At 66.1% G+C, this 13,720-nt stretch carries 13 protein-coding genes; 1 reads left to right on the top strand and 12 read right to left on the bottom strand.

The genetic code is table 11. From position 1 onward, the window contains the following. Window positions 1-12 precede the first annotated feature (12 nt). On the top strand, window positions 13-1,560 hold the full coding sequence (locus CJ177_RS26255; RefSeq protein WP_005244526.1) for a trehalose-6-phosphate synthase: 1,548 nt from the start codon (window positions 13-15) through the stop codon (window positions 1,558-1,560). Here CJ177_RS26255 and CJ177_RS26250 read toward each other — a convergent pair. The 12 genes from CJ177_RS26250 to CJ177_RS26195 all read right to left on the bottom strand — a co-directional run bounded on the left by CJ177_RS26250 (window position 1,530) and on the right by CJ177_RS26195 (window position 13,539). After that, window positions 1,530-2,540: an NAD-dependent epimerase/dehydratase family protein gene (locus tag CJ177_RS26250; protein WP_095868980.1), complete on the bottom strand. Its 1,011-nt coding sequence runs from the start codon at window positions 2,538-2,540 to the stop codon at window positions 1,530-1,532. The two genes, CJ177_RS26255 and CJ177_RS26250, sit on opposite strands and share 31 nt — an antisense overlap. A gap of 88 nt (window positions 2,541-2,628) precedes the next feature. Then, entirely contained in the window at window positions 2,629-3,453 is an 825-nt protein-coding gene (locus CJ177_RS26245) for a nuclear transport factor 2 family protein (protein ID WP_095868979.1), read from the bottom strand. 2 nt (window positions 3,454-3,455) lie between these two features. After that, on the bottom strand, window positions 3,456-3,974 hold the full coding sequence (locus CJ177_RS26240) for a hypothetical protein (RefSeq protein ID WP_005244529.1): 519 nt from the start codon (window positions 3,972-3,974) through the stop codon (window positions 3,456-3,458). Further along, the gene (locus tag CJ177_RS26235; protein ID WP_025431833.1) at window positions 3,971-4,714 is read right to left on the bottom strand and encodes a hypothetical protein; all 744 of its coding nucleotides are present in this window, start codon (window positions 4,712-4,714) and stop codon (window positions 3,971-3,973) included. Before CJ177_RS26235 ends, CJ177_RS26240 begins: the two co-directional genes overlap by 4 nt. Then, window positions 4,711-6,126, bottom strand: coding sequence for an MCE family protein (locus tag CJ177_RS26230; protein WP_005244531.1), 1,416 nt, complete (start codon window positions 6,124-6,126; stop codon window positions 4,711-4,713). Before CJ177_RS26230 ends, CJ177_RS26235 begins: the two co-directional genes overlap by 4 nt. After that, the gene (locus tag CJ177_RS26225; protein ID WP_095868978.1) at window positions 6,123-7,352 is read right to left on the bottom strand and encodes an MCE family protein; all 1,230 of its coding nucleotides are present in this window, start codon (window positions 7,350-7,352) and stop codon (window positions 6,123-6,125) included. Before CJ177_RS26225 ends, CJ177_RS26230 begins: the two co-directional genes overlap by 4 nt. After that, window positions 7,349-8,641 carry an MCE family protein gene (locus CJ177_RS26220; protein ID WP_005244533.1) on the bottom strand — a complete coding sequence of 431 codons (1,293 nt, stop codon included), beginning with the start codon at window positions 8,639-8,641 and terminating at the stop codon, window positions 7,349-7,351. The genes CJ177_RS26225 and CJ177_RS26220 overlap by 4 nt, the downstream gene beginning before the upstream one ends. After that, the gene (locus CJ177_RS26215; RefSeq protein WP_005244534.1) at window positions 8,638-9,693 is read right to left on the bottom strand and encodes an MCE family protein; all 1,056 of its coding nucleotides are present in this window, start codon (window positions 9,691-9,693) and stop codon (window positions 8,638-8,640) included. Before CJ177_RS26215 ends, CJ177_RS26220 begins: the two co-directional genes overlap by 4 nt. 2 nt (window positions 9,694-9,695) lie before the next feature. After that, window positions 9,696-10,718, bottom strand: a complete 1,023-nt coding sequence (locus tag CJ177_RS26210; RefSeq protein ID WP_025431831.1) for an MCE family protein — start codon at window positions 10,716-10,718, stop codon at window positions 9,696-9,698. After that, the gene (locus CJ177_RS26205; RefSeq protein ID WP_005244537.1) at window positions 10,715-11,890 is read right to left on the bottom strand and encodes an MCE family protein; all 1,176 of its coding nucleotides are present in this window, start codon (window positions 11,888-11,890) and stop codon (window positions 10,715-10,717) included. Before CJ177_RS26205 ends, CJ177_RS26210 begins: the two co-directional genes overlap by 4 nt. Window positions 11,891-11,902: 12 nt before the next feature. Further along, window positions 11,903-12,754: an ABC transporter permease gene (locus tag CJ177_RS26200; protein ID WP_005244538.1), complete on the bottom strand. Its 852-nt coding sequence runs from the start codon at window positions 12,752-12,754 to the stop codon at window positions 11,903-11,905. 20 nt (window positions 12,755-12,774) lie between these two features. Next, on the bottom strand, window positions 12,775-13,539 hold the full coding sequence (locus tag CJ177_RS26195) for an ABC transporter permease (protein ID WP_005262890.1): 765 nt from the start codon (window positions 13,537-13,539) through the stop codon (window positions 12,775-12,777). Window positions 13,540-13,720 lie beyond the last annotated feature (181 nt).

Here is a 13,720-nt window from a genome sequence, read left to right as displayed (position 1 = left end):
CGAAGGAAGCCCGTGGCTGCCAGTTCGGAATCGTCAGCATCGTCATCACGCTCGACTTCTGATCCTGTTTCCGGGCAAGCCGACTTCGTCGTCGTCGCGAACCGACTCCCCGTCGACCTCGAACGCCTTCCGGACGGCACCACGCGCTGGAAGCGCAGCCCCGGTGGCCTCGTCACCGCGCTCGAGCCGATCCTGCGCCGCAACAAGGGCGCATGGGTCGGCTGGGCGGGGGTTGCGGACGCCGAGCTCGATCCCGTCGTCGAGGACGATCTCGAGCTCTACCCCGTTCCGCTGAGCGCCGCGGAGATCGCCGACTACTACGAGGGCTTCTCCAACGCAACCCTGTGGCCGCTCTACCACGACGTCATCGTCAAGCCCGAGTACAACCGCGACTGGTGGAACGCCTACGTCGAGGTCAACCGGCGTTTCGCGGAGGCCACGTCGAAGGCGGCCGCACACGGCGCCACGGTGTGGATCCAGGACTATCAGCTGCAGCTCGTTCCGAAGATGCTGCGCATGCTCCGCCCCGACCTCACCATCGGGTTCTTCCTGCACATTCCGTTCCCGCCGGTGGAACTGTTCATGCAGATGCCGTGGCGCACCGAGATCATCGAGGGTCTGCTGGGCGCCGACCTGATCGGGTTCCACCTGCCGGGCGGTGCCCAGAACTTCCTCTACCTGGCCCGCAAACTCGCCGGTCAGCAGACCTCCCGCGGCAACGTCGGCGTCCGCTCCAAGCTGGGCGTCGTGCAGGTGGGGTTCCGCACGGTCCGCGTCGGCGCGTTCCCGATCTCCATCGACTCGGGGCAGCTGGACGAACAGTCCCGGTCCAAGTCGATCCGGGACCGCGCCAAGAAGATCCGCAAGGAACTGGGCAATCCCAAACACATCATGCTCGGTGTCGACCGCCTCGATTACACGAAGGGCATCGACGTCCGCCTCGCCGCGCTGCACGAACTGCTCGACGAGCAGCGCATCGATCCCGCCGACACGGTGATGGTGCAGCTGGCGACGCCGAGCCGCGAGCGAGTCGACAGCTACGTGCAGATGCGCGACGACATCGAACGCAAGGTGTCGCGGATCAACGGCGAGTACAGCGAGGTCGGCCGGCCGGTGGTGCATTACCTGCACCGGCCGATCCCCCGCGAGGAGCTGATCGCCTTCTTCGTCGCCGCCGACGTGATGCTGGTGACTCCGCTGCGTGACGGCATGAACCTCGTCGCCAAGGAGTACGTGGCGTGCCGCAGTGATCTCGGCGGCGCGCTGCTGCTCAGCGAGTTCACCGGCGCGGCCGCCGAACTGCGTCAGGCGTTCCTGTGCAATCCGCACGATCTCGACAGCGTCAAGGACGCGATGGAGCAGGCCCTCGAGCAGCCGAAGGAGGACGGCCGACGCCACATGCGTGCCCTGCGCAGGCAGGTCCTCGCACACGACGTCGACCGGTGGGCCAGGTCCTTCCTCGACGCCCTCGCTCACGGGGGCGCCGCCGGCCCGGCACTGATCGCTCCCGCCGAGGCTTCCGAGTCCGACTACAACGAGGACGCGACCGGGGAGAACTGACCGCCCCGGCTCAGCTGACCGGACGTCACCAGGAAGGCGACGAAGTCGCGGATCGTCTCGTCGGCGGGACGCGGAACGTAGCCGAGTTCGGACCGCGCCTTGGTGCCGTCGATGACGGGCGCCGCGAGCAGCGCCGCCATCGCCGACCGCGACAGCACGTCGGAGCCGAACCGGGTCCCGATGGGTTCGGCGATCGGCAGCAGGCGTTCGATGACGCTGAGTGGGAACGAGTACAGCGGCCCCCGACGACCCGCCGCACGCGCAGCCCTCCTCACGGCATCGTGCATGCCGAGCATGTGCCCCGAGATCAGGTAGTTCTCACCGGTCCGGCCCTTCTCCCCGGCGGCGATCAGTCCGGCGGCGACGTCGCGGACGTCCACGAAGTCGAAACCGCCCTGCACTGCCGCGGGAACGCGGCCGCGAGCGGCGTTGCGCAGCAACGCGTTCACTCGCGACAGTCCGTAGTCGACGGGCCCGTACACCCCGGTGGGATTGCAGATCACCGCGTCGAGCCCGGCCTGGACCACCTCGCGGAGTTCGATCTCGCCCGCCCATTTGGACCTGTCGTACACCGGGATCGACGCGTCGACGGATCGAGGCGAGTTCTCGTCGAGCGTTCCGCCGCAACTGCTCTGATCGAAGGAGTGCACGGAACTGCAATGCACCATCCGCCGAACACCCACGGCGAGAGCGGCTTCGGCGACGGTCCGGACGCCCTTGGTGTTGACGGCCCAGGCCAGGTCGTCCTTCTGGGCGAGGGTGATCATCGCGACCAGGTGGTAGACCACCTCGGTGCCGTCCAGCGCCCGCTTCATGGATTCGACGTCGAGCACGTCGGCGTTCACCCACGTGACCCCGTATTCGGGTGCGTACCGGGAACGCACGCGGTCGATTGCGGTCACCTCGTGCCCCGCCTCGACCAACAGATTCAGCAGATTGTTGCCCACGAATCCCGCGGCGCCGGTTACTGCAACCTTCATCGACGACTCCCCGTTCGGTTGTGGCCCCGCAACGCAGCGTCGTGCGTCGGCAATCGGCCAGTGGACCCCGACAGTACTAGAACTTGTTTCATTTTGTGAAGGGGGTGACCGCCTCGACGAACATTCGCACTCGTGAGATCTCGTGAGATCGGTGCGCGAACTCCAGGAGGGCCACACCCTCCCACGCGGCCGCGCGCACGGATGCGGTCACGGCGCGCCCCGCCACGATCATCTTGCTCCACTGCAGTTCACCGAGACTTTCCGCGAACTGAGCGAGCGAGAGCGGGGTACCCGGCGACAGCTCGAGAACCGCACCGGGAGCAAGCCTCTCCGACATCGCGGCCGTGTCCCGACGCCGGACGGCGACCAGAAATCCGGTGGCGGCATTCCTACCCGGACGCCCCACTGTTCGCAGCCCCCGCATGAAACCTGTTGCACCGAGTACGCCCTGATTCGAGAGAAGTTGCGGCGCCAGCTTCACCGACGCGGCCGCGCCCCGCCACCCCGCCCTGGCCAGTTGGGCGATCATCACGGGCAGTTCCCAGTGCGCATACAACGCATCGACGGCCACGACACCCGACTCCGCCACGAGGTCGTAGCGCAGGTGCATCGGCACCGTCAGCACCACTCCCGTCGACATCCGGGTCTCGAGGTCGAGGTCGCGGACCACGGACATCCCGCACACCACGTCCCGCTTCACTTGGAATGTGATCGAGTTGGGGGCGATGAACGTGTCGTAGAACCGTTCGATCGCCGCCGTACCGACGTGTGGCCGCGAGCCCACCGGGTCGTTGACCCGAGCGCCGTCCGAGAAGAGTCCAACCCACGCGGCGCGGTCGTGCACCGCGACCGCGGACGGTGAACGGCCCACGGCAGCAAGGAGTTCCGCCACGGTCGGCGTGGGATCCGGCACCCCTACACCGGGGTCAGCTGATCGACGAGCCAGCGGTCGTCGACCTTCTGCAGCGACACCCGCACGCGACTGCCCGACGTTCGGGCGTCGGGGGCGTCCGCGCTCGTCGTCGTCTGGTTGAGGTACAGCAGCACCACCGCCTCGTCGGGTGTCGTCGACACGGGCGCCGCGGCCTGCACCGACACCTGCACGGTGAGTTGCTTCTCCTTGGCGCCCGGCGCGATGGTTTCCTGCACGAGTGTGGTGTAGTCGTCGCGGAACGAACCGGTGAGTCCGTCTGCGGCAGCAGCCAACTGGTTGTCGACGTCGGCGAAGTCATACGCCAGCATCGCGACCGCCTGCTTGCCCGCGGCGTCGACGGCGTCGATGCGCGCCTGCTCCGAGAGTTGATCCTGCCGGTGGCCGTACCAGAGGAAGCCCACTCCGACGGCGAGCGCAACCACCACGACCGCGGCCGCGATCTTCAGCGCTGCCTGCTTGGTGATCGCGAACTTTCGCTTGCCTTCGTTGTTCTCGCTCATGGGACGAACTCCACCTTCGATGCGGTCAACTTGCCGTCGACGTCGCTGATCGTCACCCGCATCCGGAAGTCTCGCGGCGAGGGGTCCGGCTGTTCCTTGCTGCTCACCATCGTCCGCGCTGCCACGAGCACGTTCGCCGAGATCGACGTCTCGCTCCCGTTCTCCACGCCCGCCTCGACGACCTCGCCCTCGGTGGTCACGTTCGCGTCCTGGACGACACCGACGAACGGATCCTCACGGCCCTGGAACTCTTCGAGGAACTGACCCGACGCGCCGGCGATGATCCGGTCGACGTCTTCCTTTGCGGTCTCGGGATGGATGGTCGTCAGGTTGAGCACCGTCTGCCGGGCTGTGTCGACGAAGGCCTGACGGCGATCGTCCCGTTCCCGTGCGGACTGTTGGGCGAGCAGCAGCACCACCGCCGCGACAACCAGTGCGACGACGACCACCGCGGTAACGCCCCACGCGAGCAACGACTTCAGGGGACGACGCTGCTTCGGTGCGTCGAGCGGCCGAGCGTCCTGGGACGCGGCCTTCGTTTTCGAGACCTTCTCCGCCTCGGGCGCGGCGTTCGCGTCCACCGGCTTGGCGAGGACCACCGGCTTCGGGGCCTCGGTCTCCCCTACCGGCGGGCCCGCGTGCCGGACGGCCCTTCGCCTGCTCCGGTCCTTCGCCGCGGGTGTCTGCTCGGTCGCCTGCTCCGCGGAGTCTGTTGCGCGCTCGTCTGTGCTGGAACTCAAATCTGCTGACCTGTCATCATCGTCTGCCACGTCGAGTCCTTTCCCTGCACCGCCAGATCCGGTTGGGTGTACGTCTTTCCATCCGAACCAATGAAGCTACCGGTGGCCGGGTCGTAGGGCACGGCCGCGACCGGTGCACCCGCGGCGCCTTCGTAGGAACTCGGAACGGCTGTGTACGAGGGTACATCCGGCGGCATGATCGGCCCGTACGGCGGGTTGTTGCCCGATGCCTCCCAGCCCTCGCGGCACGCCTCGACCGTCGGCGCGCGACGTCCCGGGAACTCCATGCACGGCAGGTTCCGCGCGCCACGCACCACGGCCGGGTCGTCCGGAGCGGCCTTGCAGTACAAGTCGTTCGGTGTCGCGATCGGGTCGGTCTGATCTCCCGACCGGCGTTGCTCCGGGGGCAGGAATCCCGTCGTGCAGGCCGGCGGGTCGTGCAGTTGCAGCGCGAAGTCGACGATCGCGCCGTCCTCCACCGGCCCGCCCGTCGCCGCCGTCACGAGCGCCGCGGTCAGGGGCGGGTAGATGACCAGAACCTGCTCGATGCTCTTGTTGTAGATCACCCCGACCTGTCCGACGCTCACCAGGTTCCGCAGCAGAATCGGCAGTGTCGGCTGCAGGTCCTGGAAAAGCTGGGTGGCCTCCTGCGCCGTTCCCGGGCCCTTCTCCAGCACCGACCGCAGGCTCGGGTCGCTCGCCCGCAACTGGTCGGTGAACGTCACCAGGTCCTGGGTCCACGACCGGATGGCGTCGCTGCTGACCGTCTGGGTGTCGAGCAGTGGGCCGACCTGGTCGATCAGGGCCTTCGTCGCGTCGCTGTTCGCGTCGGCTTCCTCGACGAACAACCGGGCCGAGTCGATGAGCCGCTGCAGGTCGGGGCCCGATCCGTTGAACGCCGTGAACGCCTCGTCGATCACCGTCTGCAACCTGGTGTCCGAAATGCTCGCGAGCAGTTCGTCGGCCTGGTCGAGCATCTCGCCGACGTCCTGCGGAATGGTGGCACGATCCAACGGGATCACGTCGCCGTTCGCCAGGTACGGGCCGTCGGCCTCGGCGGCGCCATCCCGGGGGATCAGATCGACGTACTGCTCGCCGACCGCCGACACGCTCTTGACTGCCGCGTCGACGTCGGCCGGAATCTTGTAGTCACTGTCGAGCGACATCTTCGCTTCCACACCGTCGCCGGTGAGCGTCACGTTCTCGACGACACCGATGTTGGTGCCTCGATAGGCGACATTGGCGTGCGAGTAGAGCCCACCGGTGGACGGCAGTCGGACACTCACCTCGTAGCGCCCGACGCCGAACAGCACCGGCACCTTCACGTACTGGATCGACATCACCACGAGCCCGATGACAGTGAGAATCGAGAAGATGATCAGCTGAATGCGAACGAATCTCGTCATTCTCATGGTGTCGGCGCCCCTCCCAATTGCGGCGGAAGGCCCGGTATCTGCGGCAGTCCGGGTATCTGCGGAAGACCCGGAATCACCGGCGGTGCGGGTGCCGGCTTCGGAGCCGGCTGCAGGGGTGCCTGCAGCGGATCGCCCGACTGCCCGGCCACCCCGGCGAGCGATCCCACGGCGCCCTCGACGCCGCCGAGCGATCCGCCGAGGCCGGTTCCGGTCAGGAAGTTGTTGTCCACGCGTTCGTTGGTCATGTCGACCGTCATCATGAGGTTCGCGTAATCGCCCTGAATCGCCTTGTCCATCGTCTTCATCGGGAAGGGGTACGTGAGCATCAGGGTCAGCACCTCGGTCAGCGCGCTTCCCGAGTTGGCGAGTTCACGCAGCACCGGTGTCAGGTTTGCCAGGTTCGCTTTCAGTTCCTCGCCGCTGCTCTCCACGAGCCGGGAAGCGGTGTCACTGAGCTTGCCCACCTCGACCAGTGCGGTGGTGAGGTTCTGCCGTTGGGTGACGAGCACTTCCAGCGCGGGCGGGATGCCGTCCAGCGCCGCGTCCAGGGTGGCCTTCTGCTCGTTGACGGTACCCGCCAACCGGTCGAGTCCCTCCATCGCGCCGATGATGTCTCCGCGCTGCTGATCCAGGCTCGTGACGAGCTGGTCGAGCTGCGGGAGAAGATCCCGGATCGAGTCCTCCCGGCCACCCAGTGCGGCGTTGAGTTCCTGGGTGATGTCGTGGATCTGGGCGATGCCGCCACCGTTGAGCACCACCGACAGTGACGACAACGTCTGCTCGGTGGTCGGGTAGGCGCCCGCCCGCTCGATGGGGATCACGTCGCCGTCCTCGAGCCTGCCCTCGGGCTCGGTGTCGGTCGGCGGAGCCAGTTCGAGGTGCTGCGAGCCGAGGAGGCTGGTCTGGCCGATCTTGGCGGTCGCGTTGGCGGGCAGTTGGACGTCGCCGTTGATCGAGACGGTGACCAGCGCGTGCCAGTCCTGCACGTCGATGCCCGTCACCGAACCCACCGTCACGTCGTTCACGCGGACCGGCGAGTTCTGCGACAGCGTCGTGACATTGGGCATCTGGATCTCGACCGTGTAGGCGTCGTCGCCCTGCCCATCGGTGCCCGGCAGGGGAAGCGAGTTCAGCCCTTCCCACTCGCACCCGGTCAGGGTGAGGGACAACGTGATCGCCACGGCCGCGATGGCGCCGCGACGCACCCGTGTGTGCTTCGTCATCGCCCACCTCCCGGCTGCAACAGATCGTTCAGGTCCTTGGGCACGGCGACGGTCGGCATCCCGGCGAGGGTCCCGGTCATCGGCGGCGCGGACCGCGGAGGTACGGAGGCCTCGAGACTCGGCGGGGTGAATTCGATCTGGTCGGGGAATGCGTTCACACCCGTCGTCGGGTTGGTGAGGATGGGCAGGTAGTTCGCCGTCAGCGAGTTCAGGACCGGCGACAGGTACTGGGTACACAGGTCCGCGCTCCGGTTCGCCTCGTTGGCCTGCAGGCTCTGGATGGCACCGCACATGAAGTTCACGGGGTTCCCGAAGTTCGCCATCGCGACTGCACCGACCAGTGATCCCTGCGCCGGCTTGTAGATGTTGCTGAAGTTGGCCAGCGCCGTGGGCGCGACGTGGAGCACCTGCTCGATCTGCGGCCTCTTGTCGGCGAGCACCTGGGTGGCGTCGGCCAGGCGGCCGACCTGTTCGCTGAGACTTGCCCGGTTCTCCACGACGAACCGGTTGACGTCGCCGAGCGCGATGTCGAGATCGTTCAGCGCGGTTCCGAGTTCGTCGGAGTTGGTGGCGAGCATGTTCGACACCGAAGCGAGCCTGCCCTCGAACTGGACGATCTGCTCGTTACTCGACGACAGAGCCGCCACGAATGTCTGCAGGTTGCGGATGGTGGAGAACAGGTCGGTCCGGCCGTCGGACAGGGTCCGCATGGTCTCCGACAATTCCCGCAGCGTGTTCCGCAACGACTCTCCGTTGCCGTCGAGATTGTCGGCGGCGGTGTCGATGAACGTGCCGAGCGAGCCCTGCGGGTCCGCGCCCTGCGGTCCGAGCGCCTCCGACAGCTTGTTCAGCTCGGTCTTGATCTCGTCCCACTCCACCGGGACGGCGGTGCGCTCCACGGGGATGCTCGCACCGTCGCCCATCGTCGGCCCACCCGCGTACACGGGTGTCAGCTGGACGAACCGTCCCGACACCAGGCTGGGTGCGACGATGACGGCCTTCGCGTCGGCCGGAATCTCGACGCTCTTCTTCACGTTCATCGTGACCCGCGCGAAGTCGGCGCCGGGCTCGATCGAATCGATCGTCCCCACCTTCACACCGAGGACGCGGACGTCGTCACCCGAATACAGCCCGGTGGTCGCCGGGAAGTACGCGGTGATCGTGTTCTGGAAGAGTTTGGGCACGAACATCACTGCGGCGCCGACGATCAGCACCACCACGACCGCGGCGACGCCGCCGCGGATCAGCCACTTCTTCCGCGTGTTGGTGATTTCGGGGTTCGTCGTCATCGCGGCGGTTCCCTCAGCTCGATGGACGGACCTGTCTGCAGGTAGGCCTGGAGGTCGTTGGGGAGATGCTCCGGCCAGGTCACCGCGTCGCTGAGCCCCTGGAACAGGTTGCCGATGCCGATGTTGTAGACGTACGCCATGAAGAACGGACCGCTACCGACCGACTCGCCGAGCTGAGTGGCGTACGGCGCGAGGCCGTCGAGAGCCTGCGAGATGTTGTCCTTGTTCCGCTGCAGGATGTCGACCACCGAGTTCAGCTTGTCGAGCGTCGGTTTCATCTGCTCCTCGTTGTCCTGGACCAGTCCCGTGAGCTGCCGGGACACCGCGGAGATGTTCACGATCAGCTGGCTGATCGCCGTACGGCGACGGTCGAGCTCGCCGAACAGCTGGTTCCCGTCGACGATCAGCGAGTTGATCTGCCCGCTGCGCTCGGCGAGGATTCCCGTCACGTTCTCGGCACGCGAGAGCAGCTGTCGCAGAGTCTCGTCCCGCGAATTGATGCTCTCCGACAAGCGGGACAGGCCGTCCAGTGCGGTGCGCAACTCGGGCGGTGTGTTCTCGAGAGCGCCGGACATCGCGTTCAACGCGTTGTTGACCTCGTCGGTGTCGAGTTCGGACACGGTCGTCGACAGATCGCCGAGCGCGTCGTTGAGAGAGTACGGAGAGTTGGTGCGCTCCAACGGAATCGTCGAGCCCACCGGCATCGTGTCGTACCCGAGCGGGGTGACGGCCAGAGACTTGCGCCCGAGGACGGTGTTCGTCTTGATGTTCGCTTCGGTGGCGTCGCCGAGGGCGACGCCGTCCTGGATCGTGAACGTGACGAGCACGTGTTGACCGTCGAGTTCGACCTCGGCGACCTTCCCGACGTCGACGCCTGCGAGCGTCACCGTGTCGCCGGTCATCAGCCCACCCGCGTCCTCGAAGTAGGCGGAGTACTGCGTTCCGCCCGAAAGGAATTGCAGCTGATCGTATTGCAGGGTGGCGATCACGATCATGCTCGCGATGGCGACACCGATGATTCCCACCTGTACGGGATTACGTTCGCGCTTCATGGCTACGGTGCACACCTCCCTGCCGTCTGACCGCCCGGCATATTGAGGAGCAGATCCGATCCGTCCGGGCCGGAGAACTTGAACTTGACCGTGCAGACGTACATCTGGAAGAAGCTGCCGTACGTGCCGATGCGGATGAGCCTCCGGTAGGCGTCGGGCAGATTCTGGAGCACCCAGTCGAGGTCGTCCTCCCCCGCCTGGAGCTGAGTTGCAGTGCGGTTGGCCTCGGCGATCGTGCTCTGCAACGGCGGCCGCACACCTTCGAGCAGACTCGCGAGATCCCCCGTCGCCCCCGCGATGCGGGGAATGGCGTCACCGATCTGATCGCGGTCCTGGGAGAGCCCGCTGACCAACTGCTGCAACTGGTCGAGCGTCGACCGGAACTGGTCGCCGCGGTCGTTGATGGTGCCGAGGACCTGGTTGAGGTTCGTGATCACCTCGCCGATCAACTGGTCCCGGTCGGCCAGGGTGTTCGTGAACGAACTCGTGCTGCCGAGGAGTGAGACGAGCGTTCCGCCCTGCCCCTGGAACACCTGGACGAGGGCCTGCGACAGGTCGTTGACCTGCTGCGGGTCCAGTGCCCGCAGCAACGGTTTGAACCCACCCAGCAGGAGGTCGAGATCGAGTGCGGGAGAGGTGTTCTCGACGGGGATGGATCCACCGTCCGGCAGGGGTTCCACCGATCCGGCACCTTCGAGAAGTTCCATGTACCGGTCGCCGACGAGATTCTCGTACCGCACCGTGGCCTTGGTCCCGTCGAACAGCGAGTACTTGGTGTCGACGGTGAAATCGACGTCGGCAAGATTGTCGTCGTCGATGCTCACCTTCTCGACGGCGCCGACGGGAACGCCGGCGATGCGCACCTTGTCGCCGGGCTTGAGCCCGGACACGTCGGTGAACGTGGCGTGGTAGCCGTCGGAACTGCTGAACCGGTACTGGCTGAACACCAGGGCGAGTCCGGCGAAGATCACCGACATCACCGTCGCGAAGATCAGCAGTTTGACCGTGGTCGCTCGCACAGTCACTGCCCACCCTGCCCGGGGTACACACCCGCGAACAGCAGCTGGAACACCTTGGGCAGGTGCACCTGGACTTCCGTCGACGGCACGAACGGCACCGTTCCGGTGTCGGCCACGACGAAGTTCGCATGCTTGCTGAGATCAGGGTTGGGAAGACCGTGGCAGTTCGGCCCACCTGTCGCGTTCACTTTCGGCAGGTCCTTCGGATAGGTGTACGGCTCCTGCCCGTACATGAAGCTGGCGCTCAGCGCGATACCCGGCTGATTGCCGCCGATGAGCTGTTCGGCGAGGGGGATCACGTTGTTCAGGCCGACGATGAAGCAGGAGATCTCGGGCGAGTACTCGGCGAGCAGATCCGTCGTCGGGAGCAGCAGGTCGAGGGAGGAGTTCAGGTTCTGCTCGTTCTCGGTCAGCACCGTGTTCGCCGTGTCGGCCAGCCCCGTGACGTTGAGCAGCACGGCATCCAGGTTGTCCTGTTCGTCGACGACGGTGGCGCTGGTGGCCGTCGCGTTGTCGAGCACCCGCAGCAGGTCCGGTGCGGTGTCGGCGTACACGTCGGTGACCTGCGCGGCCTTCGCCAGATCTTCCTGCAGCTGAGGCAGACTCGGATTCATCTTCGCCAGGTAGCTGTCGCTCTGCTCGAGCAGGGCGCCGAGTTCTTCGCCGCGTCCGCGCAGCGCCGAGGAGATGGCACCGAGCGTGGCGTTGAGCTTCTCCGGCTGCACCTGAGTCAGTACGTCGGACAGGTGCTGGAAGACCGTGTTGAACTCGACGGTGACGTTGTCGGACGCGATGACCGCCCCCGGCTGGAGATGGGTGGACGCCGGGTTCTCCGGCATCACGAAGTTGACGTACTTGGCGCCGAACACGGTGGTGGACTTGATCTCCACGGTCGCGTTGGAGGGTATCAGCGACATCATGTCGGGATACATCGCCAGTTTCAGCTCGGCGCCGTCCGTCACGTGTTCGATGGAGCCGACGCGGCCGACCTCGACGCCGAGGAGCTTGACCTTGGCGTCGGGTTCCATCACCAGCCCGGAGCGATCCGACGTGACGGTGACGGGCGTGGACTCGCTGAAGGTTCCGTTGAACATGGCCAGTGACACACCGATGATCGCGAGAAGACTCACGACGAGGACGAGTGCCGCGAGCTTCTTCTTCCCACCCGAATCAGTCATCTACCGGCACTCCTATCCCGAAAGGTTGAAGTTGCCGGACCCGCCGTAGATGGCGAGCGAGATGAGCAGGGTGACGGTGACGACGGCGATCAGCGAGGAGCGCACCGCGTTGCCGACTGCCACACCGACGCCGACCGGACCGCCCGAGGCGTTGAAACCGTAGTAGGTGTGGATGAGCATGATCGCGATCGCCATGACGATGGCCTGGGCGAACGACCACAGGATGTCCGTGGGTATCAGGAACGTCGAGAAGTAGTGGTCGTACACGCCGGACGACTGGTCGTACAGCACCACCGTCGCGAACCGGCTGGCCATGAACGACGCGATCACCGCCAGGGCGTACAGCGGGATGATGGCGATCATCCCCGCCATCACACGTGTGCTGACCAGGTATGGGATCGACGGGATCGCCATCGTCTCGAGCGCGTCGATCTCCTCCGAGACGCGCATGGCGCCGAGCTGGGCGGTGGAGCCGGCGCCGATGGTGGCCGCCAGCCCGATGCCCGCGATGACCGGCGCCGCGATACGCACGTTGATGAAGGCCGCGAAGAAGCCGGTGAGGGCTTCGACGCCGATGTTGCCGAGCGAGCTGTAGCCCTGCACCGCGATGGTGCCGCCGGTGAACAGGGTCAGGAAGCCGACGATGACGACCGTTCCGCCGATCACGGCGAGAGCACCCGTGCCCATGCTGATCTCGGCGATGAGCCGCAGCGTCTCCTTCGGGTAGTGCATCAGGGCGCGGGGCGCCCATCCGATGGCACGCGCGAAGAACAGCGCCTGCTCACCGAGCCGGTCGATCGAGCGGGACGCCGACGCGAACCGTTTGCGAGTTCGGGGAAAGCGCCCGGCCGCCGCTAGTGCCATCTACTCCACCACCATGTCGATCACCCTGCCGTCAGCTTGATGCCGACGGCGGTGACGAGAACGTTGACCACGAACAGGGCCATGAACGAGAACACGACGGTCTGGTTGACGGCGTCACCGACGCTCTTCGCGCCACCCCTGACGTTCAGGCCGAGGTAGGCGGCGACGAGGCCGGCGATCATGCCGAACAGACCGGCTTTGACTTCCGAGATCACGAGCTCCCCGAATCCGGTGAGCAGGGTGATGCCGTTGACGAACGCACCCGGGTTGACGTCCTGGATGTAGACCGAGAAGACGAAGCCGCCGAGGATGCCGATGGTGCAGACCAACCCGTTGAGCAGGAGCGCCACGACGGTCGACGCCAGCACTCGTGGCACGACCAGGCGGTGGATCGGATTGATGCCCAGTACCCGCATCGCGTCGATCTCTTCACGGATGGTGCGGGCGGAGAGGTCTGCGCAGATGGCGGTGGCGCCTGCACCCGCCACGATGAGCACGGTGACGATGGGACCGACCTGGGTCACGGTGCCGAGAGCGGCGCCGGCGCCACTGAGGTCGGCGGCGCCGATCTCACGGAGGAGGATGTTGATCGTGAAGCTCACCAGCACCGTGAACGGGATGGCCACCAGCACGGTGGGCACCATCGAGACCCGGGCGACGAACCACGCCTGGTCGACGAACTCGCGACGCTGGAAGGGCCTCGAAAAGACTGCCCTCAACGTTTCGCCCGACATCGAGAAGAACCCGCCGACCGCACGCAACGGCACCTCGAGGAGGTCTACCATCCGTCCTCCTCGTCCATGATCTCGCCCAGCACCGACTGTCAGTTCGAGCCCAGCCCCCCGACGGTCTGTGACTCAGGTCATATTAACTAGAACGTGTTCACCTGTCAAAGGTGGTCCCTCATCAGCATGAATCGTCCCACATTCAGCACGCCCCGAGGGCCGAATTCAACCGAAAAGCCGG

The organism is Rhodococcus sp. ACPA1, from assembly GCF_002300195.1.
In the GTDB taxonomy this organism is placed as follows: domain Bacteria; phylum Actinomycetota; class Actinomycetes; order Mycobacteriales; family Mycobacteriaceae; genus Rhodococcus_F; species Rhodococcus_F opacus.
The sequence above is the reverse complement of the archived record's forward strand: the minus strand, read 5'-3'. Positions and strand labels throughout refer to the sequence as shown.

Coding starts and splice junctions, on each gene's coding strand:
- CJ177_RS26250 (WP_095868980.1), bottom strand. CDS start 2,540: ATGAAGGTTGCAGTAACCGGCGCCGCGGGATTCGTGGGCAACAATCTG.
- CJ177_RS26240 (WP_005244529.1), bottom strand. CDS start 3,974: ATGAGCGAGAACAACGAAGGCAAGCGAAAGTTCGCGATCACCAAGCAG.
- CJ177_RS26230 (WP_005244531.1), bottom strand. CDS start 6,126: ATGAGAATGACGAGATTCGTTCGCATTCAGCTGATCATCTTCTCGATT.
- CJ177_RS26225 (WP_095868978.1), bottom strand. CDS start 7,352: ATGACGAAGCACACACGGGTGCGTCGCGGCGCCATCGCGGCCGTGGCG.
- CJ177_RS26220 (WP_005244533.1), bottom strand. CDS start 8,641: ATGACGACGAACCCCGAAATCACCAACACGCGGAAGAAGTGGCTGATC.
- CJ177_RS26215 (WP_005244534.1), bottom strand. CDS start 9,693: ATGAAGCGCGAACGTAATCCCGTACAGGTGGGAATCATCGGTGTCGCC.
- CJ177_RS26205 (WP_005244537.1), bottom strand. CDS start 11,890: ATGACTGATTCGGGTGGGAAGAAGAAGCTCGCGGCACTCGTCCTCGTC.
- CJ177_RS26200 (WP_005244538.1), bottom strand. CDS start 12,754: ATGGCACTAGCGGCGGCCGGGCGCTTTCCCCGAACTCGCAAACGGTTC.
- CJ177_RS26195 (WP_005262890.1), bottom strand. CDS start 13,539: ATGGTAGACCTCCTCGAGGTGCCGTTGCGTGCGGTCGGCGGGTTCTTC.